Below are 23,646 nucleotides of genomic sequence, written 5' to 3'. Positions count from 1 at the left end.
ACGCAGGGCAACCAGTGACCCTGGAAGGTCACCGGGCAACGTACACGCGAGGCCATCCTTGACTGACCTCCGCCTGATAGACCAGGAGAGGGCAGCAAGCGGGAGTGGCACACGCGGCGAAGCCGCCCAGAGACGCCGAGCCAGACCCCAGCGCGCTGCCGGACTCGCCCACCTGACGAGGCGCCAGGTCACGGTTAGGCCCCTGCAAGCGCCCTATATGCCCAGGTCAGAAGGGGTTCCGTCAGGTCACTCTAAGAAGGTCTGTTTGTTCGGACGTCGGCGCCCCGGCGTCACCTGGCCATCAGGGTGGCCCAGCGTGACTGGGCCACCGCCAGCATCACGCCGCCGAACACGAGCAGGTAGGCGGCGTTCAGCAGCAGCCCAGGACCCAGCTCGCCCAGCGCCAGCCCCCGGGAGAGCTCGATCGCGTGGTACAGCGGGAGCGCTTCCACCAGCGCCCGCACCCACTCGGTGTAGACGGTGACGGGATAGAAGGTCGTCGCGAACAGGAACATGGGCAGCATCACGAGCTGGACGTACTGGAAGCTGTGCCAGCCACGCGCGTAGCCAGCCGCCGCCAGGCCGAACGCGCCGAACGCGAACGCGGTCAGCAGGCCCGCCGGGACCGCCAGCACCGCCCACGGCGACCTGACCAGGCCGAAGGCCGCGATCACGGCCAGGAAGCCGACGCCGGTGACCAGCGCGCGGGCCGCCGCCCAGAGGAGCTCCCCGGCGACCATGCCGCGCACGGTGATCGGGGTGACCAGCAGCGAGTGGTAGTAGCGGTCGAATTTGAGCTTGCCGTAGACCGTGTTGGTGGTCTCCTCCAGGGCGCTGTTCATCATGGCCGCGGCCAGCAGGGCGGGGGCGACGAAGGCGGCGTACGGGACGTCGATCCCCGGGACGTCGCCGACGAGCGCTCCCACGCCGACGCCCATCGCCAGGAGGTAGAGGACCGGCTCGTACACGGAGAACAGGGCCATCGTCCACGGGGTGCCGCCCTTGTGCACCCACACGTTGCGCAGCACTACCAGTTGGGCGCCGCCGGCGGCCGGGAGCCTAGACATGGAGCACCTTCCGGAAGGTGACCCGCCCGATCAGGACGCCGACGGCCCCCAGCACGCCCAGGTAGGCGACGTGCAGCAGGGTCATGCCGGGGGTGGCGGTGCCGAGGGCCAGGGAGCGGCAGAGGTCGGCGCCGTGCCAGAGCGGGAGGGCGTACATGATCGTCTGGAGGGCGGCGGGCAGTTGTCCGACGGAGAAGAACGTGCCGGAGAACAGATACATCGGCATGACCACGAACCGGAACACCGTGTTCAGGCGCGGGAAGTCGGTCACGGTCACCGCCCAGGCGGCCACCGCCGCCGCCGGCGCGACACCGGTCAGGGTGGCGGCCAGCAGGAGTGCCAGCGCCGTGCCGGCCGAGGAGACGAGCCCGAAGAGGGCCATCACGACCACGAAGGCGAGCGCTCCCACGAACACCCGCAGCGCGACGAACAGCAGGTGCCCGCCCATCACCTCGCCCGGCGACAGCGGCGTCGCGACGGCGGTCTGGTAGACCCGCTCCCGCCCCCGCGCCGACGCCACCCCGAACCCCGCGTCGATGAACGCGTTCTGGAACGCCGCCGCGGCCAGCATCCCGGGCGCGAAGAACTGCAGATAGGACACACCTTCGACGTCGCCCCGCACCAGCGACCCGAGGCCGGCCCCGATGGCCAGCAGGAACAGCAGCGGGTTCGCCACCGAGACGACGACGGTGCCCTGCCAGGTCCGGCGATAGCGGAACAGCCAATAGGCCAAGGCCCGGATCATCGGCTCACCATCAGTCGGTCAGCGATCGGCCGGTGAGGCGGAGGAAGACGTCCTCCAGCGTGGCTCGGCGGACCAGGGCGGTCAGCGGGCGCAGGCCCAGTTCGGTCGCGCGGGCCAGGACGGCGTCGCCGTCGTCGGCGTAGCAGAGGAGGCGGTCGGGGAGGATCTCCACGTCGCCGCCCAGTTTCTCGGCGGCCTGTTCCTGCTCCCCGGGCGGGAAGCGCAGTTCCAGGACCTCGCGGGTCACGTGGCGGTCGATCAGCTCGCGGGGGGTGCCCTCGTCGGCGATCAGGCCCTTGTCCATGATGACCAGGCGGTCGCAGAGCTGCTCGGCCTCGTCCATGTAGTGAGTGGTGAGGATGAGGGTGACGCCGACGCTCTTCAGGCGGAACAGGCGGTCCCACAGGATGTGGCGGGCCTGCGGGTCGAGGCCGGTGGTCGGCTCGTCGAGCAGCAGGATCTCGGGGTCGTTGACCAGGGAGCGGGCGATGGTGAGGCGGCGCCGCATGCCGCCGGAGAGGTGTTCGACCCGCTCCCCCGCCTTGTCGGCGAGCTGGGCGAACTCCAGCAGTTCGGTGCTCTTGGCCCGCATGTGCTTCAGGGAGAGGCCGAAGTAGAGGCCGTACACGATCAGGTTCTCGCGGACCGTCAGTTGCAGGTCGAGCGCGTCGTCCTGCGGGACCACGCCGAGCCGGGCCCGTAACGCCCGGCCGTGGGTGACGGGGTTCTCGCCGAGGATGCGCAGGCTGCCGCCGCTGGGCTGCGACACGCACGCCAGCATCCGCATCGTCGACGACTTGCCGGCCCCGTTCGGCCCGAGGAAGCCGAAGGCCTCCCCCCGCTCCACCTGGAACCCGATTCCCGCGACGGCGGTGAAGTCGGTCCCGGGGTATCTCTTCTCCAGCCTTTCGGCCTCGATCAGTGCCATGTTCAAGACCCCCGTTGGCGCGGGCCCGTGACCGCCTTCCCACGAGCGGTCACGGGCCCGAGTTCTCAGCGCAGCCAGACGGCTGTGTCGGAGGGCAGCTCGTCGCCCTCCAGCGGACCGCTGGCCAGCAGCACCTCGGTGTGCGGGGGCAGCGGCGCGGGCTCGGAGCCCAGGTTCACGACGCAGACCAGGCCCGACTCCCGCTGGAAGGCGAGCACGTCGTCGCGCGACTCGCACCAGGTCAGGGTGCCGTCGCCGAGCAGTTCGCGGCGCAGCCTGAGGCCCGAACGGTAGAGGCTCAGCATCGAGCCGAGGTCCTCGCTCTGCGCCTCGACGGTCAGCTTGTTCCAGTCGGCGGGCTGGGGGAGCCACGGCTCGCCGCTGCCGAACCCGAACGGCTTCTCCTGGCCCGACCACGGCAGCGGCACCCGGCAGCCGTCACGCCCGGGCACGGTGTAGCCCGAACGCACCCACATCGGGTCCTGGCGCAGCTCGCCGGGGATGTCGTCGACCTCCGGCAGGCCCAGTTCCTCGCCCTGGTAGACGTACACGCCACCGGGCAGGGCCATGGCCAGCAGCGCCGCCGCCCTGGCCCGGCGGTAGCCGAGCTCCAGGTCCGACGGGAAGCCGTCACGGCGGGCGCCGTGGTCCCATGAGGTGATCTCGCGGCCGTATCGGGTCACCACGCGGGTCACGTCGTGGTTCGAGAGCACCCACGTGGGCGGCGCGCCCAGCGGCAGGTGGGTGGCCAGCGTCTGGGTGATCGAGGCGCGCAGCGCCGCCGGCTCCCACGGGCAGGCGAGGAAGTCGAAGTTGAACGCCGTGTGCAGCTCGTCGGGGCGCAGGTAGCGGGCGAACCGCTCCTGGTCGGGGAACCACACCTCGCCGATGAAGATCCGGTCGGTGTACTCGGTGTCGGCCAGCCGCCGCCAGCTCCGGTACACGTCGTGCACCTCGGGCAGGTCGGTGTAGCCGTCGGGGTCGCCGCCCTCGAAGTTCTTGACCAGCACGGCCGCCGAGTCGATCCGGATGCCGTCGACGCCGCGGTCGAACCAGAACCGCAGGACGTCGTGGAACTCCTGGTGGACCTCCGGGTTGGTCCAGTTGAAGTCGGGCTGCTCGGGCGCGAACAGGTGCAGGTACCACTGGCCGTCGGGCACCTGGGTCCACGCCGGGCCGCCGAAGATCGACTTCCAGTCGCCGGGCTCGTCGCGGAACCAGAAACGCTCCCGCTCCGGTGAGCCGGGCCCGGCCGCCAGCGCCGCCTTGAACCATTCGCTCTGGTCGGAGTGGTGGTTCGGGACGACGTCGATGATCACCTTGATGCCCAGCTCGTGGGCCTCCTCGATGAACCTCTCGGCCTCTTCCAGGTCACCGAACGACGGCTCGATGGCCCGGTAGTCGGCCACGTCGTAGCCGCCGTCCGCCATCGGCGACGGATACCAGGGATTCAGCCAGACGGCGTTGATCCCGAGGTCGGCCAGGTAGGCCAGGCGGCTGCGCAGACCGGCGAGGTCGCCGATGCCGTCGCCGTTTCCATCGGCGAAGCTGCGCAGGTAGACCTGGTAGATCGCGGCCCCCCGCCACCACGTTTCGGGCATGCTGGAACAACTCCTTAGGCTTTATTGGAGAGTGGGCGGCAGGGTCAGCCTTTTAGGCTTCCCGCCGTCAGACCGGCCATGATGCTGCGCTGGAACACCAGGAACACCAGGATCGCCGGGATGCTCGCGATGACGAGAGCCGCGATCAGGACGTTCTGCGGCATCTGGGCAGACAGAGAGGAGATGCCGACGCTGATCGACATCTTCTCGCTGTCCGGCAGGACCAGCAGCGGCCAGACGAAGTCCTTCCAGACGTTGACCACCGCCAGGATGGAGACCACCCCGAGGATCGGCCGGGACACCGGAAGGACCACCGACCAGAGGATACGCATCGGCGACGCGCCGTCGATCTGGGCGGCTTCGAGCAGCTCACGCGGGATCGAGTCGAAGAACCGCTTGAGCAGGAAGATGAAGAACCCGTTGGCCGCCGCGGGCAGCCAGATCGCCCACGGGGTGTTCAGCAGGTTCCACCCGAATATCGGCAGCTCCACCACGCTCAGGTAGGCGGGCAGCAGGATCACCATCGGCGGGATCATCAGCGTCGACAGGACGAGCGCCAGGACCACCTTGCCGAACACCGGCCGCAGCTTCGACAGCGCGTAGGCCGCGGCCACGTCGAAGGTCAGCGTGAAGAACCAGGCGCCGGCGGCGTAGATCAGGGTGTTCTTCAGGAACGTGCCGAGGTCGAGCAGCTCCCACGCCTCGGCGTACACCGAGAAGTTCAGTTCCTTCGGGAAGAAGGTCGGCGGCACCGCGACGAGTTCGTCGGGCGACTTCATCGCGCCGGTGACCATCCAGTACAGCGGGAACACGAAGGCGAGCGTGAACCCGGTGATGACGAACGTCAGGACGGTCCAGTAGACGATCTTGCCCCGCCGGGTGGTCAAGGTGTGGGGCGACACCAGGCCGCGGAACTGCTGCGGCCGTTCCTTCGTCTTCCGGCGCCGCCGCGTGTGCTTCGGCGGGGGCGGGGTGTCCTTCACGGCCCGGACGGGCCGCTGGACGGTGCTCTGCGACATCGGTGTTCCTCCTCTCTGCCGGTCTCGGCTAGGTACGGTCGCGCGAGACGCGCAGGTAGAAGGCGGAGAAGACGATGAGGACGAGCATCAGCATCAGCCCGAGGGCGCCGCCGCCGCCGAAGTTCCCGAAGCTGAAGGCGTACTGGTACATCAGGTAGGCCACGGTCACGGTCGCGTTCTCGGGGCCGCCGCCGGTCAGCAGGAAGGGCTCGATGAAGACCTGCATGGTCGCCACGATCTGGAGCAGCAGCATGACCAGCAGGATCAGCCGCGTCTGCGGGATCGTGATGTGCCACACGCGCTTGAACAGGCCCGCGCCGTCGAGCTCGGCCGCCTCGTACAACTCGCTGGGGATGCTCTGGAGGGCCGCGAGGTAGATCAGCGTGCCGGTCCCGAGGTTCATCCAGGTGGAGACGATGACGAGCGAGGGCAGGGCGGTGGTGGTCGAGTCGAGCCAGCTCAGCGGGGGGATGCCGACCACGCCGAGGGCCTGGTTGAACAGGCCGGCGCCCGGGTCGTAGAACCACTTGAACAGCAGCACCGCCACGGCGGGCGGCAGCATGACCGGCAGGTAGACGATCAGGCGGAGGTAGCCCTGGGCGTGCCGGAGTTCGTTCAGGACGACCGCGAACACGAACGGCACGATGTAGCCGAAGACCAGCGCCAGCAGGGTGAAGATCGCGGTGTTGACCCAGGCGGAGATGAAGGCCGGGTCGTCCAGGACGGTGCGGAAGTTCTCCAGGCCGACCCACTCCGTCGAGTTCACGAAGTTGGTCTTCTGGAAGGACAGGATGAACTCCCGGACCATCGGGATCCAGGAGAAGAACGCGAAGCAGATCAGCGCCCCGGAGAGGAAGCCGTAGGCCGTGAGGTTCCGGCTGACCGCGCGCCGCAGGGCCCCTGGGGGTTGCCGCCGGGCGCCCTTCGCGGAGAGTGTCGTCATCGGTTTGCGCTCGCAATCTCAAAGTGGGGGCCGGCCCCGTAGACCGGCCCCCGAACTTCAGGTCAGCCCGCTGCCAGCAGCTTGTTGACCTTCTCCTCCGCGTCCGCCAGCAACTCGTCGATGTTGGCGTCCTTGCGCGTCAGGACCGCCGACATCGGGGTGTCGAGGATGGCGTAGATCTCCTGGGCCTTCGGCGGCTCCAGCTTGAAGGTCACCGACTTGGTGCCCTCGACGTACGGGGCGAAGTGCTCGGTCGGGACGTTCGCGTTGGCCTCGCGGTCGGCCTGGATCTGGGCGCCGGGGGCGGCGCTGCCGTACAGGTCGGTGAGGGGCAGGCCGGTGGGGAGGCCGTCGGCCTTGTTGCGGGCGTAGTCGAACTGGCCCTGGCCCGGGGTGAGGAACTTGAACTCCAGCCACTTCAGACCGGCCTTGATCTGGTCGGGGGTGGCCTTCGCGTTGAACATGTAGCCGTCGCCGCCGGACAGCGACTGGGTCGACTCGGGCACGGCGGTCACGCCGTAGTCCTCGAACTTGCCCTTGAAGTCGTTGTTGACGGCCTGGACGACGTCGGGTGCGCCGATCATCATGCCGAGCTTGCCGGAGCCCATCAGCCGCATCAGGTCTTCCCAGCGGTGCAGCTGCTTGGTGCCCATGCTGTTGTCGTCCCACCGCATCTTGCGGAGGTTCTCCAGCACGGCCTTGCCCTCGGGGCTGTTGAAGGTGGCCGTCTTGCCGTCGTCGCTCACGATCGAGCCGCCGCGGGCGTAGATCGACGAGGTGAAGTGCCAGCCGCCGGTGTTGCCGGCGGAGTACTCGCCGAAGCCGACGTAGCCGGCGCCGAGCCCGGCGATCTTCTTGGCGGCGTCCTGGACCTCGGCCCAGGTCTTGGGCGGCATGTCCGGGTTGAGGCCGGCCTGGGTGAACAGCGCGCGGTTGTAGACCAGGCCGGTGGCGTAGTTGGTGCGCGGCACGCCGTAGGTCTTGCCGCCCGACTCGAATACGCCCTTCACGTCGGGGCGGATCTCCGCGAAGTGCGGGGCCTCGCTCAGGTAGGGCGTGATGTCGGCGGCCTGGCCGGCCCCGATGATGCGGGCGGCGTCGGTGTAGTAGACGTAGAACAGGTCTTCCATCTGGCCGCCGGCGAGCTTGGCCTGGAAGGTCTCAGGAACGATGCAGGGGAACGCGTCCTTGCTCTCGATCGTGATGTAGGGGAACTTCGCCTGGAACGCGGTGACGTCCGCGTCCCACTGCGCGCGCTCCTTCGGGTTCGTCTTCGGAGGCTGGCAGCCGACGCTGATCGTCACGGGGGCGTTCTCGGCGGCGGCCGGGGCCGAACCACCGGCAGAGGGGTTCGCGGCCGGGGCCGGGGTCTCCTCCGTGCCACACGCCGCAGCGGCGAGGGTGAGCCCCGCCACGGCCAGCAACGTCGCGATTTTACGGGATTGCATCAATGATTCCCTCCTGCCGTGGCCAACCACGACACCTTGAGAGCACCTGTCCGTCTGGCAAGTTCCGGAACGAGCCCCCCGAAGGCCCGATCGATGAAGGTGGAGTTACGAGTCCGCTTCGTGTTACCGGTTGCGAGAAACATACAGAGACGAACAAGGCCTAGCAAGAGTCATGTACTCAAGATGCAAAAAAGTGACAGTGCGACGCAGCGAACACCCTCGAAACAAGAACTCGCAGGTCACAGAGATGACCTGCCTCGATGGTCGCTCTCGGTGCGCTGTCATGCTTGAGATGGCGCCTGACAGGGTCGTGACCGTTCCAGTCAAACACCGGGGAACAGCCGCAAACAAGCTCCTGTCAGCACGCACGGAGTCGACGATCAGATGAACCGGAACGACGCGGCTTTCGCCGCACGGGCATGCAAAAGCCCCGCGCTTCCGAGGAAGGGCGGGGCTTCGGGCTGTGGTGGTGCGGCGAACGTCAGACCGCGACTCCGACGCCGACACCGATCTTGGCGGGGCCGGTGGAGCCCCGGACGACGAGCTCCGGTTCGTAGAGGAGCTCCTCCGCCGTGACCGGCGTTCCGTCGATCTGGTTCACCAGCAGCGTGACGGCGGCGCGGCCGATCGCCTCGATCGGCTGGCGGACCGTGGTCAGCGGCGGGTTGGTGCAGTTCATGAAGTTCGAGTCGTCGAACCCGACCACCGAGACGTCTTCGGGCACCGACATGCCCATCCGGCGGACGGCCCGGATCGCTCCAAGCGCCAGCGGGTCGGAGGCGCAGATGATGCCGGTGACGCCGAGCCGGATCAGCCGGTTGGTCACCGCCTGGCCGCCTTCGAGCGAGAACATGGCGTGCTCGACCGCGACGTCGGCGAGGCCGGCCTTCTCGGCGGCGGCGTTGATCGCCGCCAGCTTGCGGCGGGAGGGGATGTGGTCGTCGGGGCCCAGCACTATGCCCAGCCGTTCGTGGCCGAGCGAGACCAGGTGGCTGAAGGCCTGTTCCACCGCGACCGCGTCGTCGGTGGACACGCGCGGGAAGTCGAGGTTGTCGCTCGCGGCGTTCACCAGCACGACCGGCAGGCCGATGTCGAGCAGCCGGAGGTAGTGCTCGTGGGGGGCGTCGGCCTCCATGTAGTGGCCGCCCGCGAAGACCACTCCGGAGACCTGCTGCTCCAGGAGCATCTCGACGTAGTCGGCCTCGGAGAGCCCGCCCGCCGTGCGGGTGCAGAGCACGGGGGTGAAGCCGCGCTGCGCCAGGGCGCCGCCGACGACCTCGGCCAGGGCCGGGAATATGGGGTTGCCGAGTTCGGGCAGGACCAGGCCGACCAGGCGGGCGCGCTCCCCCCGGAGCTGCGTCGGGCGCTCGTAGCCGAGGACGTCAAGGGCGGTCAGCACGGCCGCGCGGGTCGCGTCGGAGACGCCCGGCTTGCCGTTCAGCACGCGGCTGACGGTCGCCTCGCTGACTCCGACTTTCTTCGCCACTTCTGCAAGTCGACGTGTCACAGCGCAAATCATACGCCCAGAGAACGCAACCTGCTTGCATTCCACCGATGCCAACTCGCCATGAGAGCGTTTTCCACCCATCGGCCCGGGATCATGGAATGCCCACCCGCCGACCAACACTCCAGGTCGTGAGCGGAAAACGATCGTTTGCGAGGAGATACGCGCACTTACGTTTTCCTTACACCGGGGCTGGGACACATGAACGTTACACACCTCCGACCTTTGACCGTCCGGGCGAAAGTTTGCGTACCGGACCTATCAGAGCAGTCAAAAGGCCAGCTCAGTGGCGCCGTCGGAGAGCAAGCACGGGCACGTGGGGCACCCCGGACCCCATGACCGCAGGGGTCAGGTCGTGTCAGACGTCACCCGACGAGTGCTTTTGCGAAATCAAGTTGAAATATTGCGGACTTCTGTTCGCCATCCTATGGTGTGCTCATCTCGCACCGCCGATCGCGACGGAGGTGGCGAGGCACCCCTCAGGCTCGTTCCGTCCGCCGACCCCCCGGCGGCGGCGCGGGCCCGCACCTGACAGAAGGGTCCGCCGATGCCTGAATCGGTAATCCGATCACGTCGTCTGTCCGCCGCCCTCGCGAGTGCCGCCCTGATCGCGGCAGGTGTGGTGGCCGTTCCCAGCCTCTCCGGCACCGCCGCCGCGGCCGCCTCCGCCGACTCCGTGTGGGGCATCCCCGGCCGCGGCGCGACCGTGCCGTTCACCGAGTTCGAGGCCGAGGACGTCGCCCACACCGGCACCGTCATCGGGCCCAGCCGCATCTACACGACGCTCCCCTCCGAGGCCTCCGGCCGCCGGGCCGTGACGATCGACTCCCCGGGCGAGTACGTCGAGTTCACCCTGACCAAGCCGGCCAACGCGATGACGGTGCGCTACAGCATCCCCGACGCGAACGGCGGCCAGGGCCAGACCATCAACGCCGACATCCGCGTCGGCGGCGCCAAGCTCAAGGACATCTCCCTGACCTCGGTGTACAGCTGGTTCTACGGCGGCTACCCGTTCAACAACAACCCGGGTGACACCAACCCCCACCACTTCTACGACGAGACCCAGACCCTTCTCGGCCAGACCTACCAGGCCGGCACGAAGATCCGCGTCCAGGCCCAGTCGAACATCCCCATCACGGTGGACGTGGCCGACTTCGAGGTCGCCCCCGGGGCGATCCAGAGGCCGGCCGGCTCGCTGTCGGTCGACGAGTTCGGCGCCGCCCGCAACTCGTCGACCGACTCCACCGCCGCCTTCCAGGCCGCGGTCGACGCGGGCAGGGCGCAGGGCAAGGAGGTGTACGTCCCCGAGGGCACGTACACCCTCTGGGACCACGTCGTCGTCGACGGCGTCACGCTGCGCGGCGCCGGCCCCTGGTACACCAAGCTGACGGGCCGCCACCCGACCCAGCGCAACCGCGCGGTCGGCATCTACGGCAAGTACGTCTCCGGCGGCGGCTACCAGGGCGGCATCCGCCCCCACGAGGCCGGTGGCCCGAGCCGCAACGTGGTCGTCCGCGACCTGCACATCCTCGGCGACATCCGCGAGCGGGTGGACGACGACCAGGTGAACGCCATGGGCGGCGCGATGACCGACTCGGTCGTCGACAACGTCTGGATGGAGAACACCAAGGTCGGGGCCTGGATGGATGGCCCCATGAACAACTTCGTCATCCGCAACAGCCGGATCGTCGACCAGATCGCCGACGGCGTGAACTTCCACACCGGCGTGACGAACTCGACGGTGACCAACACCTTCGTCCGCAACAGCGGCGACGACGGCCTGGCCATGTGGCCCGACCGGATGGCCAACGTCAACAACACCTTCAGCTTCAACACGGTGGTCGCGCCGATCCTGGCCAACAACATCGTCACCTACGGCGGCCGGGACATCAAGATCACCGACAACGTGGTCTCCGACACGCTGACCAACGGCGGCGGCATCCACATCGCCAACCGCTATCCGGGCGTCAACTCCGGACAGGGCACCGCCGTCGCGGGCACCCACACGGTCGCCAGGAACACCCTGATCCGAACCGGCAACAACGACTACAACTGGCGCTTCGGCGTCGGCGCGATCTGGTTCTCCGGCCTCAACGAGCCGGTCAACGCCACGATCAACGTGACCGACACCGACATCATCGACAGCTCGTACGCCGCCATCCACTTCATCGAGGGCAGCACCCAGACGGTCAACTTCAAGAACGTCAACATCGCCGGCACCGGGACGTACATGATCCAGGCCCAGTCCGGCGCCCGGACGACGTTCGAGAACGTGCGGGCGTCCTACCTCGGCGCCGGGACGGCGATCCACAACTGCGTGGGCGGCTCGTTCGTGGCGACCGACCTGGGCGGCAACTCGGGCTGGTCTCCGAGCAGCACGACCTGCACCGGGACGTGGCCGAACCCGAACTACATCTATCCGGGCGGCGGCGGAGGCAACCCCAGCCCCTCGCCCAGCCCGTCTCCCCCCACCAGCCCGTCGCCGTCTCCGTCGCCCAGTCCGTCGCCCAGTCCGTCGCCGTGTACCAGGACGGCCACGGCGACCAGCCAGAACCAGTCCTTCACGCCGCAGAACGCGATCGACGGGAACGCCGACACGTACTGGGAGAGCGCCAACAACGCCTTCCCGCAGACGCTGACCGTCGACCTGTGCGCACCGGTCAACGTCCAGCGTGTGGAACTGAAGCTGCCGCCCGCGTCGGCCTGGAACACCCGCACCCAGACCATCGCGATCGAGGGCTCGGCCAACAACTCGTCGTGGACGACGCTCTCCGCCTCGGCGGGGCGGACCTTCAACCCGGCCACGGGGAACACGGTGTCGATCAACACCACCCCCGCGACCGTCCGCTACCTGCGCGTCGTCGTGACGGGCAACACCGGCTGGCCGGCCGCGCAGCTCTCGTCGGTCGAGGTCTTCGGCACCCCGGGCACGAACCCGTCGCCGTCGCCCTCGCCCTCGCCGAGCCCCACCCCCACCCAGCCGACCGGAAACCTGGCGCTGAACCGCCCGGCCACCGCCAGCGGCGTCGCCCAGACCTACGGCCCCGGCAACGCGGTCGACGGCAACGCCAACAGCTACTGGGAGAGCACCAACAACGCCTTCCCCCAGACGATCACCGTCGACCTCGGCCAGAACCGCACGGTCGGCCGCGTCGTCCTGAAGCTGCCCCCGGCGACGGCCTGGGCGACCCGCACCCAGACCCTGTCGGTCCTCGGCTCGCAGGACAACTCGACGTGGAACACCCTTTCGGCCTCGGCCGGACGGGTCTTCAACCCCGCGAGCGGCAACACGGTGACCATCACGTTCACCGCGAGCAGTCAGCGTTACCTGCGCCTGAACGTCACCGGCAACACCGGCTGGCCGGCGGCGCAACTGTCCGAGTTCGAGGTGTACGGCTCCTAGCTCGGACCACGTGACCGGCGCCCGGGAGGAGGGAGGACGCCCCTCCCCCCGGGCGTCAACGTGTGTCTAGAGGGAGTCGGCCGGGACCGGGATCGCCGGGAACGGGTTGTCCGGCAGCAGGATCACCCGCCGGGCGTCCCGCCCCTCACGGGCCGCCGCCAGGTGCAGCAGCGCCGCGCCGATGCCCGCCGCCCCCACCATGTAGCCCGTGTCGGCCGTGATCTCGTGGGGCCGCAGCCGCCGGTAGGCCTGATACCAGCGCATTCCCCGCCCGTCGTCGCGGGTGGCGCGCTCGATCAGGTCGTCGCCCAGGTCGCTCGCCACGTCGAGGTACTCGCGGGTGCCCGTCGCGGCCCACAGGCCGACGAAGAACTCGATCAGCCCGGCCGCGCCGCAACACTGGCATGCCACGTTCCAGTAGCCCTCGCTGCGGCGTTCGGGGACGCCGCTGTTGATGACGCCGCGGGCCAGGCGCTCGACCCAGTCGAGGTCGCCGGGGTCGCCGGTCACCCGGTAGAGCTCGTGGAACAGCCGCGCCACCCCGGCCGAGCCGGAGCAGAAGCCCAGGTAGTTGAGCGCCCGCGCGTGGGGCACGTGGTGGGGCACCAGGGCGCACTTGTCGCTGACGGAGCTGACCATCCGGACGAAGTCGGCCGCCCGGCGGGCCGCCGCGAGGAACATGCCGTCGCCGGTCACGCCGTAGAGGCGGGCCATGAGGAAGCCCGACCCGGCCGTGCCGGAGAGGAAGCCGGGGGTCACCGCGTCGACCGGGAGGTCGCCGCCCTCGCCGCCGAACTGGTGGCCGGGCACGACCTGCCCGGCGATGGTGCGGCCGGTCATGACGGCGACCTCTTCGAGGTCGTCGCGGCCGAGCATGCCGGCGATGTGGAGGAGGCCGAGGGCGATGCCGCCGTCGCCGCGCTGCGACACGTCGCCGGTCCAGGTCAGCCCTTCTCTGGACGGCCGCTGCGCGGCGAGCACCCGCTCGGCGATGCGCTCGGCGGCCACCTGGTGGGTCGCGTCGCCGGTGGCCCAGTAGGACTCGGTCAGCGCGAAGACCAGGCCCATCAGGCCGTGGTAGAAGGTCGGGTCGGTGATCGTGCCGGAGACGGTGACCAGGTGGTCGGCCCCGGCGAGGGCGTCGTCGAGGTAGGACTGGTCGCCGGTCGCGGCGGCCAGTTCCAGGTAGAACAGGACGATCCCGGCGGCGCCCGAATAGAGCGTGGCGGAGTGGCCGGCGTTGGCGGAACGGCCGCCGGGGTCGGGGTTGGCGAGCCAGTGGTGGCCGTGGTCGTCGTCGACGGCGGCTTCGCGGATCCACCGGGCGGCGTGGATCGCCGCGGTGACCGGCGTGTCGGCTTCCGTCCGCCCCATGTCGCCTCCCGGTATTTCCTACAAGGATAGTCCTATTTATCGAGCCCCGCGAGCGGCGGCGGCAGCTCTCGCTCATGGATCAGCACCAGGCGGCGGGTCGCCCTGGTCATCGCCACGTAGAGGTCGCGACCGGCCAGTTCCTCGGGCCACACCACGATGACGCCGTCGAATTCGAGCCCTTTTGAGGTCGTCACGGTCAGCAGCGCCACCGGCGAGTCCAGCGGATCGAGCGTAACGGCTTCCGGGACCAGCGACGCGACTTCCGCATGGCGATCACCGGACGTGATGATCGCCAGCCGGCCCTCCCCGTCGGCGAGCAGCTCGTCGGCCGCGGCGGCGATCTCCGCCCTGAGCACGTCGTTCAGCCCGGCCCGGGTGGCCTTGACCACGCGGGGCGGCTCCTCGGGGGGACGTACCGAAATCGGGGGTTCCTGGTCGGGGGCGACCTCCTTCAGGACCTCGGCGGCGGCGTCCATGACGTCCTTGGGGGTGCGGTAGTTGACGGTGAGGCGCTCCCCGCGCCAGGAGACGTAGGGGTCGAGCATCTCGCCCCAGCTCGTCGCGCCGGCCGGGGAGCCGGTCTGGCCGATGTCGCCGACGATGGTCATCGAACGGGTCGGGATGCGCCGCATGATCATGCGCCAGGCCATCGCGGAGAGCTCCTGGGCCTCGTCCACGATCACATGGCCGTAGATCCACTTGCGGTCACGCTCGGCCCGCTGGGCGGTGGTGACCTCCTCGCCCGGGGTGGCGTTCCAGTCGGCCAGCAGCGCCGCCTCGACCTCCTCGACCCCGGTGACGGTGAGCACCTCGCGGGCGAACAGCTCCTGCTCGGCCCGGTCGTCGTCGCGCCGCGCCGGGGCGGGCTCCTCGCCGAGCAGCTCGGCGGCCTCGTCCAGAAGGGGGATGTCGCCGATCGTCCACGGGTCGCCGGGCGCCTTGCCGAGCATGCCCCGCACGAGCTCCTGCGGGGTGACGACCGGCCACAGGGCGTCGATGGCCGCCCTGACCGGGGGTTCGTGCCAGAGGACCTTCCTGATGTACGCCAGCTCGTCGTCGTCGGCCGGCCGGTCGAGCTTGGCCGTCTCGTCGATCGCCAGGGCGCGCAGCAGGTCGAGGACCACCAGCTTGCGGGCCACGTTGTGGGGCCGGCCCGACCTGCGGGCCCGGTCGCGTGCCTGGACGCAGAGGTGGTGCGGCACCACCAGGTCCATGCCGTCGACGTGGATCTCCAGGTCGCCCTCCGGCACCCGCTGCCGGTCGGCCACCGCCCACGCGACCGCCTCGACCATGCCGAGGTCGCCCTTGATGACGGCCTGGAACGGCTCGTCGTCGGCCGTGGCGGTGACGCCGGGGAACAGGTCGCCGACGCCGGCCAGCACCACGTCGGTCTCGCCCAGCGAGGGCAGCACCTGGCTGATGTAGCGCAGGAAGGTCGTGTTGGGGCCGACGACCAGGACGCCGCGGCGTTCGAGGGTCTCGCGGTAGGCGTACAGGAGATAGGCGGCGCGGTGGAGGGCGGCGACGGTCTTGCCGGTGCCGGGGCCGCCCTCGACGACGAGGGTGCCGTGCAGGCCCGACCGGATGACCCGGTCCTGCTCGGTCTGGATGGTGGCCACGACGTCGCCCATCCGGCCGGTGCGCCTGCGCCGGAGGGCGGCCAGCAGGGCGGCCTCGCCGACGAAGCCGCCCTCGACGTCCTCGCGGTCGAGGTCGAAGACCTCGTCGTCGACGCCGACCACCGTGCGTCCCTTGGTCCGCAGGTGGCGGCGGCGCACCAGCGTGCCCGGGTAGGAGGGGGTGGCGGCGTAGAAGGGCCGGGCGGCGGGGGCCCGCCAGTCGACCAGGATCGTCTCGTGGTCGTCGTTGCGCAGTCCGACGCGGCCGATGTAGAGGGTTTCCTCCAGGACGTCGTCGATGCGCCCGAAGCACAGGCCGCGCTCGACCGCGTTGAGCTGCGCCAGCCGCCGGGCGTGCTCCTTGGCCGACACCTCGCGCTCGACCCGCGCCTGGTGGGTGCCGCCCGAGGTGCCCTTGGCGTATTCGGCCCTGAGCGCCTCGGCCGTCCGGCGCCGGACGGTGTCGAGCCGGTCGTAAAGCTGGGTGATCCGGCTCTGCTCCAATTCGAGCACTTGACGATTGGCCACGCGAGTGCTATCCTCTCCAACGGAGCTATGTGATTTGTGCGGCGCAAGGGCTGCGACTCACCAGGATAGCTCCTTTTTTCATGCCCGCATCCGGCGTCGCCCGACCGGTGATTTCGCCGATGCGCGGCCCCCGGTTCGCTCCTGACTATGGCGCAGTCAGCAATTCCGACAGGGCCGTCGTGCGGAGCCGGAAACGTGCCCGCAACACCAGCGGCCCTTCCGAGAACCGGGAGACACCCCCTTGCGACCCCACTTCTCCTCCCGACTGTCCCGCTTCGCCACCGCCGCCCTCGCGTTCACCCTGGCGACCGGGACCGCCGTCACCCTCGCCCCCTCGGCGCAGGCCGCCGGGTTCGAGCGCGGCCCGAACCCGACCAGCGCGATCCTGGAGGCCTCGCGCGGCCCGTTCTCCGTCGCCACCACGAGCGTCTCCTCCCTCGTCTCCGGCTTCGGCGGCGGCACGATCTACTACCCCACCGACACCAGCCAGGGCACCTTCGGCGCGATCGCGATCTCCCCCGGCTACACCGCCCGGTGGTCGAGCCTGGAGTGGTTAGGCCCGCGCATCGCCTCGCACGGCTTCGTCGTCATCGGCATCGAGACCAACTCGACCCTCGACCAGCCCGCCAGCCGCGGCAGCCAGCTCCTGGCCGCCCTCGACTACCTGGTCAACAGCAGCTCCACCACGGTACGCAGCCGCATCGACCGCAACCGCCTGGCGGTGGCCGGCCACTCGATGGGTGGCGGCGGCACCCTCCACGCCGCCGAGGACCGGCCGTCGCTGAAGGCCGCCGTGCCGATCGCGCCGTGGAACCTCGACAAGACCTGGGGTTCGGTCCGGGTTCCGACTCTGATCGTGGCCGGCGAGAGCGACAGCGTCGCCTCCCCGACGTCGCACGCCAGCCCGTTCTACAACAGCATCTCCCAGACGGAGAAGGCGTACCTGGAGCTGAACGGCGCCAGCCACTTCTTCCCGCAGACCACCAACACCCCGTTCGCCAAGCAGTTCGTCGCCTGGCTCAAGCGCTGGGTCGACGAGGACACCCGCTACAGCCAGTTCATCTGCCCCGGCCCGAGCGGCCTGGCGATCGAGGAGTACCGCAGCACCTGCCCGGTGTGACCCGGCCGGAGAAGCCCCGTGACGGCGGTCACGGGGCTTTTCCCTTCGCGGCGGAACGCGGCGATCCGACTGCGGCGGACGCGCCCGGCTTGTATGCCTGTGACGTGATCCGATTCCTCGGCTACGCCGCCATCGCGCTCGTCGTCACCGCCTGCGGCTCCACCGCTCCTCCGAGCCCCCTCCACACCGGCCTGAGTGCCGCGGACATCGTCAGGGAACTGCCCGAACACGGTGTGGAGGCGCACCTCGGCGCGACCTACCAGGAGGAGGGCGTCAGCGGCGCCTCGTTCCAGGCCGACGCGATCGCCGCCACGGGTCCGGGCGGCGGCCCGGCCGACCTCGCGACCGGCGGGCTGGTCCAGGTCTTCGCGGACACGGCCGCGGCGGCCGAGCACTCCGGGGAGGCCCCGGCGCACACCTACCAGTTGGGCAACGTCGTGCTGCGCGTCTACAAGGGCCTGCCGGAACGGGACGCGCGACGCTACCGGGACGCCCTTGAGGAGGTGCTGCGGCAGAGCTGAGCCCGCTACCGGGCGAAGGCGTCGTCGACCGAGTCGTAGACCTTCAGCCGGGTGCGCAGGCCCAGGAGGTCGAACAGGCGGGCCACCCGGGGGGTCAGGCCGCAGTAGGCGGCCGGCCCCCGGCGGTGGGCGTCGAGGAGGACCTGGAGGCCCGCGCTGTCGATGAAGGTCAGGCCCGCGAGGTCGAAGACCACCCGCTCGCCGGACCGCTCCCGGACGTAGTCGTGGAACGCCGGTTCGGCCAGGGCGTCGATCTCGCCCCGGACCACGATGACCACGTCGCCCCCACGCCGGTGGGCGGTCACCTGGAAGGTGCGGCCCGACAGACCGGGCTCGCCGTCGTCTTCCGCCGTCAATTCGCGCTCTCTCTCCAGAACGGCCCGCGCGGCCTCGCGGAGGTCCACCCCGCCGCTCCACTCCGCCAGGTGCGCCAGATGATGGGCGGCGGCGTAGCGGCGTTCGGCCGGGTGGGCGGCGCGCTGCCGCTGGTCCTGGCGGACACGCTCGGCGGCACGACGATGATCCTCCACATTCCCCACTCTTTCACTCATCCCCGACGCCCGCCACATCGGCGTCGCCGGGGTGGTGCCAGCACCACCTTTTTCCCGGATACCTCGTGGATGGTGACCACCCCCGCCCGGTCTCTACGGTTGTCCCCATGGCCCTCACCCAGACGCTCACCCCCTGGGACCGGCTGCGGTCCCACTGGGCCGCCCCGGCCTGGCTGCGCACCGCACACGTGGTGACCGGCGCCCCGGTCGCGCTGCTGGCGCTGGCCGTGATCGGCGGCCTGGCGGCCGTCTCGATCATCTTCATCTGGACGATCGTGGTCCCGCTCATCGCGCTGCCGCTGATGTTCTGGCTGCTGCCGAAGCTGACGGGGCTGCAGCGCGGGCGCTTCGCGGCGTTCCTGTCGGTCGAGATCCCGGCGGCCCGGCGCAGGCCGGGCACCCGGAACCCCATCAGGTTCCTCTACGCCGAGATCCGCGACCCCCGCACCTGGCGGCAGCTCGCCTACCACCTGCTCGCCCCCCTCATCACCGGGGTCGGGCTGTTCGCCATGATCGTGGCCTGGTCGGGGGCGCTGGCCTCCCTCGCGGTGGCCATCGGCTACTGGACCGACCGGGGCACCGTCGAGGGCGAGGGCTGGCTGATGCTGATCCTCGCGGGGGCGCTGGCGGTGGCCGGGCCCTGGGCGGCGCGGCTGATCTGCTCGGTCGACGAGGTGGCAGCCGTGTCGCTGCTGGGCCCGAGCGCCGCCGACGTGCTGACCGAACGGGTCGAGAGCCTGCGCGAGAGCCGCGCCGAGGTGATCGACGCCGCCGACGCCGAGCGCCGCCGGATGGAGCGCGACCTCCACGACGGCGCCCAGCGCCGGCTGGTGTGGCTGGCGATGAACCTCGGCATGGCCCGCACCACCCTCACCGACCTGCCCGAACCGGCCAGGCAGGTGATCGCGCAGGCCCACGACGAGGCGAAGCTGGCGCTGAAGGAACTGCGCGACCTCGTGCGCGGCCTCCACCCGGCGGTGCTCGACGAGCAGGGCCTCGACGCGGCGCTGTCGGGGGTGGCCGCGCGCTCTCCGGTGCCGGTGCGGCTGACGGTCGACGTCGACCGGCGGCCGTCGCCGACGATCGAGGCGGTGGCGTTCTTCGTGGTCTCCGAGGCGCTGACCAACGTCGCCAAACACGCCCAGGCCCACGAGGCGTTCGTGACCGTGCGGCGAGAGGGCGACCGGCTGATCGTCGAGGTGCTCGACGACGGCCGGGGCGGCGCCGACCCCGCCGAGGGCTCGGGCCTGCGCGGCCTGATCCAGCGGGCCGGCTCCGTCGACGGGGTGATCACGATCCTCAGCCCCGAGGGCGGGCCGACCACGATCCGGGCCGATCTGCCGTGCGGGTAGTGCTCGCCGAAGACTCGGTGCTGCTGCGCGAGGGCCTCGTCTGGGTGTTCCGGTCGGCCGGCATGGAGGTCGTGGCGGCCGTCGAAGACGCCGAGGGGCTGCTGCGCGCCGCCGAGGAACACCGGCCCGACCTGGTCGTGACCGACGTGCGCATGCCGCCGTCCCACACCGACGAGGGCCTGCGCGCCGCCCTGGTGCTGCGGCGGCAGTGGCCCGACCTGTCGATCGTGGTGCTCTCGCAGTACGTCGAGGAGCGCTACGCCACCACCTTGTTGTCCACGACCACCACCGGGGTCGGCTACCTGCTGAAAGACCGGGTGGCCGACGTGCCCGAGTTCCTCGACGCGCTGCGCCGGGTCGCGGCGGGCGGCACCGCCCTCGACCCCGAGGTCGTCGCCCAGCTCCTGGTCCGCCGCCACAGCGACCCGCTCGACCGTCTGACCCGCCGAGAGAAGGAGGTGCTGGCCTTGATCGCCGAAGGCCGCTCCAACACCGGCATCGCCGAGGCCCTGTCGGTCTCGGAGAGCGCCGTGGGCAAGCACATCAACAACATCTTCGCCAAGCTCGACCTGTCCGGCGACGACAAGGACCACCGGCGCGTGCTGGCCGTGCTCCGTTTCCTGAGGGTCTCGTGAACGCGGCGGCGCGGCTGCGCTGGCGGGTCGCCGGCGGGGTCCTGACCACCGCGATCCTGGTGTTCGGCGCGGCGGGCTTCGCCACGGCCGCGCTCGACGAGCCGGGTGTCCCGATGGCGTTGGTCGACACCCGCACGACCGAGACCGTCCGCGACGAATACCTCCTCTACGCGCAGCGGTTCGTGCTGGTCGACCGCAGCGGCCCGGCCGTCACGATCCACGTCCAGCACGGCGCGGGCGACCGGGTGATCATCGAGCGCGAGACCACGTGGGCCCGTGACCGGCCCGACCAGTCGCAGTCGTGGGACGGCCAGACCCTGGTCATCGACTCCGGCGGCTGCATGGGCTGCTCGGTCAGCTACCGGATCACCGTGCCCGAGCACACCGAGGTCGTCCGGCGGTGAAAAACCAGGTGAAACACCCCGGCGGGCGGGGTAGCGTCACCGGGTGATTCCGCTGGTAGAACGAGAGATACGTGCCTCGTTCGTGAACTGTTCCAAGGGTGAGGCCTCCCGCCTCAACCTCCCGCGCGACCTGCGTGAGCTCGACTGGGAGTCGCTCGACTTCCTCGGCTGGCGCGACCCGCAGTCCCCCGAGCGGGGCTATCTGGTCGCCGAGCACGCCGGGAGGCTGACGGGCATCGTCATGCGCTTCCCGCAGGGCGTCAAGCGCAGTGTCGTCAAGACGACCGTCTGCTCGGTCTGCGTGACCTCCCACGGCGGCACCGGCGTGGCGCTGTTCGTGGCGCCCCGCGTCGGGGCGGCCGGACGGCAGGGCAACACGGTCGGCGCCTACCTGTGCTCCGACCTGGCGTGCTCCCTGTACGTCCGGGGCAAGAAGGCCACCGACCGGCTGTCGGGCTCCGAGACGCTGTCGCTGGAGGACAGGGTCGCCCGACTGGTCCTGAACCTCGACGACTTCGTCGCGAAGGTGCTCGCCTAGGGAGGACACCACGATGAGCAAGCGGACGCCCCGCTTCCAACCCGGCCCCGGGCAGGCCTGACGCCTCCCGGGGCCTTCTTCATGCCTCGATTTCTTAGGAAACTTTCCTAACCATATTGACCCGGACAGTCAGGACTGTGTTTGATGAGCGCTCAAGCGCGCTCGTCCCACCCGTCTCTTTTCTGTACGGAGTCTGCCGATGGCACGCTCGTTATGCGCACTCCTGGTGCTCTTGTCCGCCCTCGTCGCCACGCCCGCCCAGGCCGCCCCCGCCGTGTTCGCCCATCCGGGGGTCATGGTCAGCCGGGCCCAGCTCGACTTCGTCAAAGGCCGGGTCGCGGCGAACGCCCAGCCATGGAAGGCCGCGTTCGACCAGATGGCGGCCTCGCCGTTCGCCTCGCTGACCCGCAACCCGACGCCGCGCGCGGTGGTCGAGTGCGGCTCCTACTCCAACCCGAACATCGGCTGCACCGACGAGCGGCAGGACGCGCTGGCCGCGTACACGCTGGCGCTGCGCTGGTACATCACCGGTGACGCGCGCTACGCGACCAAGGCCATCTCGATCATGGACGCCTGGTCGGCCGTGCTACGCGACCACACCAACAGCAACGCCCCGCTCCAGTCGGCCTGGGCCGCCTCCACGTGGCCGAGGGCCGCGGAGATCATCAGGTACACCTACACCGGCGGATGGCCGAACATGCAGCGGTTCGCCACCATGCTGCGCGATGTCTACCTGCCCGAGGTGATCAACGGCTCCTCCAGCAACGGCAACTGGGAGTTGTCGATGATGGAGGCGGCCATCGGCATCGCCGTTTTCCTGGAGGACAAGGCCGTCTACGACCGCGCGGTCGCCCGCTTCCGGGCCCGCGCGGCGGCCTTCCTGTACGTCGCCGCCGACGGCCCCCAGCCGAAGTATCCGCCGGTGGGGAGCGTCGACACCTACGCCGAGCTGGTGAACTTCTGGCACGGCCAGACCACCTTCGTCGACGGCCTGAGCCAGGAGACCTGCCGCGACTTCACCCACACCGGCTACGGCATCAGCGCCATCTCCCACGTCGCCGAGACCAGCCGCATCCAGGGCCAGGACCTCTATCCCGAGCTCGCCGACCGGCTCCGGCACGCGCTGGGCCTGCACGCCAAGTATCAGCTCGGCGCCGCAGTCCCCTCCTGGCTCTGCGGCGGCTCGCTCAAGCTGGGCCTCGGCCCGGTGACCGAGGTCGGCTTCAACGCGCTGAACACCCGCATGGGCATCGCGATGACCAACACCCAGACGCTGACCGAGCGCCAGCGCCCGGCCGGCACGAACTACCTGTTCGTGGCGTGGGAGACGCTGACCCACGCGAGGAACCCGAACTAACGCATCAGGGCCAGGCGCCGGGTCAGCTTCGTGACCGGCGCCTTCGGCCCGAAGACGACCAGGCCCACGTAGTCGATCTCGGCCGCCGGGGTCTCCGCCAGGATCCGCAGGTACTCGCCGTACTCGCGGGCCCGCCGGGCGACCTCGGTGAAGCCGACCACCCTCACCTCCTCCGGCACGGCGTCGTGCAGCTCGCGCAGCGTGCCGCCGGAGGCCGTCAGGACCGGCACCGGGTGGGTGTTGAGGCCGGGGTGGACGTTGCCGTCGGCGTCCTTGCCGTCGGAGCCGAGCCATTCGGTCAGCGCGTCGCCGAGGCTGAGGGCCAGCACGGCGGCGGCGTTCACGGCCAGGCCGGCGGGCAGGTCGTCGCGGAGCACCATGACAAGTTTGGTCTCCATCGGTGAACTCCGTTCAATCGGGTGGTCAACGCCGACGACTCTAGACATTCATCTGGCGCTCAAGCGTCCCAACCGAACGTATGATCGGCGCTAGGGTCCAATTCATGGATTTGGACGACATAGATTCGGCGATCATCGCCCAATTGCAGCTCGACGCACGGCAGTCGAACCGGGAACTGGCCCGGCGGGTCGGCATCGCCGCCTCGACCTGCCTGGAGCGGGTCCGCGGCCTCCACGAGCGCGGCGTCATCACCGGCTACCACGCCCGGCTCGACCTGTCGAAGATCGGCCGGAGCGTGCAGGCGATCGTGGCGGCGCAGGTCAGGCCGTCGAGCCGGACCGTCATCAACAGCTTCCACGACTTCGCCTCGTCCCGGCCCGAGGTGCTGGAGGTGCTGGTCGTGGCGGGCGGCGACGACTTCCTGATCCGGGTGGCCGTCCAGGACAACGAGCGCCTGCACGGCTTCCTCATCGACCACCTGGCCAAGCGCAAGGAGGTGGTCGGCTTCCGGACCCTGGTCGTCTTCCAGCACTCGGCGACGACCGCGATCACGCCGCTGTTGACCATGACGTAGCGGCAACGTTTCTAAT

General features: G+C 70.0%; 21 protein-coding genes. 9 read left to right on the top strand and 12 right to left on the bottom strand.

All coding sequences use genetic code 11. The features are described from left to right. Positions 1-290: 290 nt before the first annotated feature. The 8 genes from GT755_RS24595 to GT755_RS24560 form a co-directional block, all read right to left on the bottom strand. The gene (locus GT755_RS24595; protein WP_161481990.1) at positions 291-1,067 is read right to left on the bottom strand and encodes an ABC transporter permease; all 777 of its coding nucleotides are present in this window, start codon (positions 1,065-1,067) and stop codon (positions 291-293) included. Beyond that, on the bottom strand, positions 1,060-1,812 hold the full coding sequence (locus GT755_RS24590; RefSeq protein ID WP_161481989.1) for an ABC transporter permease: 753 nt from the start codon (positions 1,810-1,812) through the stop codon (positions 1,060-1,062). The genes GT755_RS24595 and GT755_RS24590 overlap by 8 nt, the downstream gene beginning before the upstream one ends. Positions 1,813-1,822: 10 nt before the next feature. Then, positions 1,823-2,740 carry an ABC transporter ATP-binding protein gene (locus GT755_RS24585; RefSeq protein WP_161481988.1) on the bottom strand — a complete coding sequence of 306 codons (918 nt, stop codon included), beginning with the start codon at positions 2,738-2,740 and terminating at the stop codon, positions 1,823-1,825. Positions 2,741-2,805: 65 nt separating this feature from the next. Continuing rightward, positions 2,806-4,341 carry a glycoside hydrolase family 13 protein gene (locus GT755_RS24580; RefSeq protein WP_161481987.1) on the bottom strand — a complete coding sequence of 512 codons (1,536 nt, stop codon included), beginning with the start codon at positions 4,339-4,341 and terminating at the stop codon, positions 2,806-2,808. A 44-nt stretch (positions 4,342-4,385) separates the two neighbouring features. Next, a complete protein-coding gene (locus GT755_RS24575; protein WP_081898842.1) occupies positions 4,386-5,360 on the bottom strand; it encodes a carbohydrate ABC transporter permease in 975 nt (324 codons plus the stop codon). Between the two features lie 28 nt (positions 5,361-5,388). Further along, positions 5,389-6,303, bottom strand: coding sequence for a carbohydrate ABC transporter permease (locus GT755_RS24570; RefSeq protein ID WP_030456020.1), 915 nt, complete (start codon positions 6,301-6,303; stop codon positions 5,389-5,391). Between the two features lie 62 nt (positions 6,304-6,365). After that, on the bottom strand, positions 6,366-7,751 hold the full coding sequence (locus tag GT755_RS24565; protein WP_161481986.1) for an ABC transporter substrate-binding protein: 1,386 nt from the start codon (positions 7,749-7,751) through the stop codon (positions 6,366-6,368). Between the two features lie 481 nt (positions 7,752-8,232). Further along, entirely contained in the window at positions 8,233-9,237 is a 1,005-nt protein-coding gene (locus GT755_RS24560) for a LacI family DNA-binding transcriptional regulator (RefSeq protein WP_456319073.1), read from the bottom strand. A gap of 565 nt (positions 9,238-9,802) precedes the next feature. On the opposite strand from GT755_RS24560, the gene GT755_RS24555 reads away from it, so the two are divergent. Then, positions 9,803-12,658 (top strand): discoidin domain-containing protein, encoded by a 2,856-nt coding sequence (locus GT755_RS24555; protein ID WP_161481984.1) that lies wholly within the window; start codon positions 9,803-9,805, stop codon positions 12,656-12,658. A 66-nt stretch (positions 12,659-12,724) separates the two neighbouring features. On the opposite strand, the gene GT755_RS24550 is transcribed toward GT755_RS24555, so the two are convergent. Together GT755_RS24550 and GT755_RS24545 are read right to left on the bottom strand one after the other, a co-directional pair. Beyond that, positions 12,725-14,032 (bottom strand): lanthionine synthetase LanC family protein, encoded by a 1,308-nt coding sequence (locus GT755_RS24550; protein WP_161481983.1) that lies wholly within the window; start codon positions 14,030-14,032, stop codon positions 12,725-12,727. A gap of 32 nt (positions 14,033-14,064) precedes the next feature. Next, positions 14,065-16,179, bottom strand: coding sequence for a HelD family protein (locus GT755_RS24545; protein WP_161481982.1), 2,115 nt, complete (start codon positions 16,177-16,179; stop codon positions 14,065-14,067). Positions 16,180-16,420: 241 nt separating this feature from the next. Between GT755_RS24545 and GT755_RS24540 the strand changes: the two genes are divergently transcribed. Both GT755_RS24540 and GT755_RS24535 read left to right on the top strand, forming a co-directional pair. Then, complete coding sequence (locus GT755_RS24540; RefSeq protein WP_407929418.1) at positions 16,421-17,299, top strand: alpha/beta hydrolase family protein; 879 nt, start codon at positions 16,421-16,423, stop codon at positions 17,297-17,299. Between the two features lie 104 nt (positions 17,300-17,403). Further along, the gene (locus GT755_RS24535) at positions 17,404-17,820 is read left to right on the top strand and encodes a hypothetical protein (protein WP_161481981.1); all 417 of its coding nucleotides are present in this window, start codon (positions 17,404-17,406) and stop codon (positions 17,818-17,820) included. Positions 17,821-17,825: 5 nt separating this feature from the next. On the opposite strand, the gene GT755_RS24530 is transcribed toward GT755_RS24535, so the two are convergent. Then, on the bottom strand, positions 17,826-18,350 hold the full coding sequence (locus GT755_RS24530; protein ID WP_161481980.1) for an STAS domain-containing protein: 525 nt from the start codon (positions 18,348-18,350) through the stop codon (positions 17,826-17,828). Between the two features lie 128 nt (positions 18,351-18,478). Between GT755_RS24530 and GT755_RS24525 the strand changes: the two genes are divergently transcribed. The 5 genes from GT755_RS24525 to GT755_RS24505 all read left to right on the top strand — a co-directional run bounded on the left by GT755_RS24525 (position 18,479) and on the right by GT755_RS24505 (position 22,657). Beyond that, positions 18,479-19,723, top strand: coding sequence for a sensor histidine kinase (locus GT755_RS24525; protein WP_161481979.1), 1,245 nt, complete (start codon positions 18,479-18,481; stop codon positions 19,721-19,723). Beyond that, positions 19,714-20,358: a response regulator gene (locus GT755_RS24520; protein ID WP_161481978.1), complete on the top strand. Its 645-nt coding sequence runs from the start codon at positions 19,714-19,716 to the stop codon at positions 20,356-20,358. The genes GT755_RS24525 and GT755_RS24520 overlap by 10 nt, the downstream gene beginning before the upstream one ends. Continuing rightward, a complete protein-coding gene (locus tag GT755_RS24515; protein WP_161481977.1) occupies positions 20,355-20,762 on the top strand; it encodes a hypothetical protein in 408 nt (135 codons plus the stop codon). Before GT755_RS24520 ends, GT755_RS24515 begins: the two co-directional genes overlap by 4 nt. 43 nt (positions 20,763-20,805) lie before the next feature. After that, positions 20,806-21,300: an FBP domain-containing protein gene (locus tag GT755_RS24510; protein ID WP_161481976.1), complete on the top strand. Its 495-nt coding sequence runs from the start codon at positions 20,806-20,808 to the stop codon at positions 21,298-21,300. A gap of 199 nt (positions 21,301-21,499) precedes the next feature. Then, positions 21,500-22,657, top strand: coding sequence for an alginate lyase family protein (locus tag GT755_RS24505; RefSeq protein ID WP_161481975.1), 1,158 nt, complete (start codon positions 21,500-21,502; stop codon positions 22,655-22,657). On the opposite strand, the gene GT755_RS24500 is transcribed toward GT755_RS24505, so the two are convergent. Continuing rightward, on the bottom strand, positions 22,654-23,055 hold the full coding sequence (locus tag GT755_RS24500; RefSeq protein ID WP_161481974.1) for a DUF2000 domain-containing protein: 402 nt from the start codon (positions 23,053-23,055) through the stop codon (positions 22,654-22,656). The genes GT755_RS24505 and GT755_RS24500 overlap by 4 nt on opposite strands. A gap of 104 nt (positions 23,056-23,159) precedes the next feature. On the opposite strand from GT755_RS24500, the gene GT755_RS24495 reads away from it, so the two are divergent. Then, positions 23,160-23,630 carry an Lrp/AsnC family transcriptional regulator gene (locus GT755_RS24495; RefSeq protein ID WP_202610461.1) on the top strand — a complete coding sequence of 157 codons (471 nt, stop codon included), beginning with the start codon at positions 23,160-23,162 and terminating at the stop codon, positions 23,628-23,630. The last annotated feature ends 16 nt before the right edge of the window (positions 23,631-23,646 follow it).

This window comes from Herbidospora solisilvae (assembly GCF_009901565.1).
GTDB classification, from domain to species: domain Bacteria; phylum Actinomycetota; class Actinomycetes; order Streptosporangiales; family Streptosporangiaceae; genus Herbidospora; species Herbidospora solisilvae.
The sequence above is the reverse complement of the archived record's forward strand: the minus strand, read 5'-3'. Positions and strand labels throughout refer to the sequence as shown.

Coding starts and splice junctions, on each gene's coding strand:
- GT755_RS24585 (WP_161481988.1), bottom strand. CDS start 2,740: ATGGCACTGATCGAGGCCGAAAGGCTGGAGAAGAGATACCCCGGGACC.
- GT755_RS24565 (WP_161481986.1), bottom strand. CDS start 7,751: ATGCAATCCCGTAAAATCGCGACGTTGCTGGCCGTGGCGGGGCTCACC.
- GT755_RS24555 (WP_161481984.1), top strand. CDS start 9,803: ATGCCTGAATCGGTAATCCGATCACGTCGTCTGTCCGCCGCCCTCGCG.
- GT755_RS24495 (WP_202610461.1), top strand. CDS start 23,160: ATGGATTTGGACGACATAGATTCGGCGATCATCGCCCAATTGCAGCTC.
- GT755_RS24570 (WP_030456020.1), bottom strand. CDS start 6,303: ATGACGACACTCTCCGCGAAGGGCGCCCGGCGGCAACCCCCAGGGGCC.
- GT755_RS24575 (WP_081898842.1), bottom strand. CDS start 5,360: ATGTCGCAGAGCACCGTCCAGCGGCCCGTCCGGGCCGTGAAGGACACC.
- GT755_RS24595 (WP_161481990.1), bottom strand. CDS start 1,067: ATGTCTAGGCTCCCGGCCGCCGGCGGCGCCCAACTGGTAGTGCTGCGC.
- GT755_RS24550 (WP_161481983.1), bottom strand. CDS start 14,032: ATGGGGCGGACGGAAGCCGACACGCCGGTCACCGCGGCGATCCACGCC.
- GT755_RS24525 (WP_161481979.1), top strand. CDS start 18,479: ATGGCCCTCACCCAGACGCTCACCCCCTGGGACCGGCTGCGGTCCCAC.
- GT755_RS24590 (WP_161481989.1), bottom strand. CDS start 1,812: ATGATCCGGGCCTTGGCCTATTGGCTGTTCCGCTATCGCCGGACCTGG.
- GT755_RS24580 (WP_161481987.1), bottom strand. CDS start 4,341: ATGCCCGAAACGTGGTGGCGGGGGGCCGCGATCTACCAGGTCTACCTG.
- GT755_RS24505 (WP_161481975.1), top strand. CDS start 21,500: ATGGCACGCTCGTTATGCGCACTCCTGGTGCTCTTGTCCGCCCTCGTC.
- GT755_RS24500 (WP_161481974.1), bottom strand. CDS start 23,055: ATGGAGACCAAACTTGTCATGGTGCTCCGCGACGACCTGCCCGCCGGC.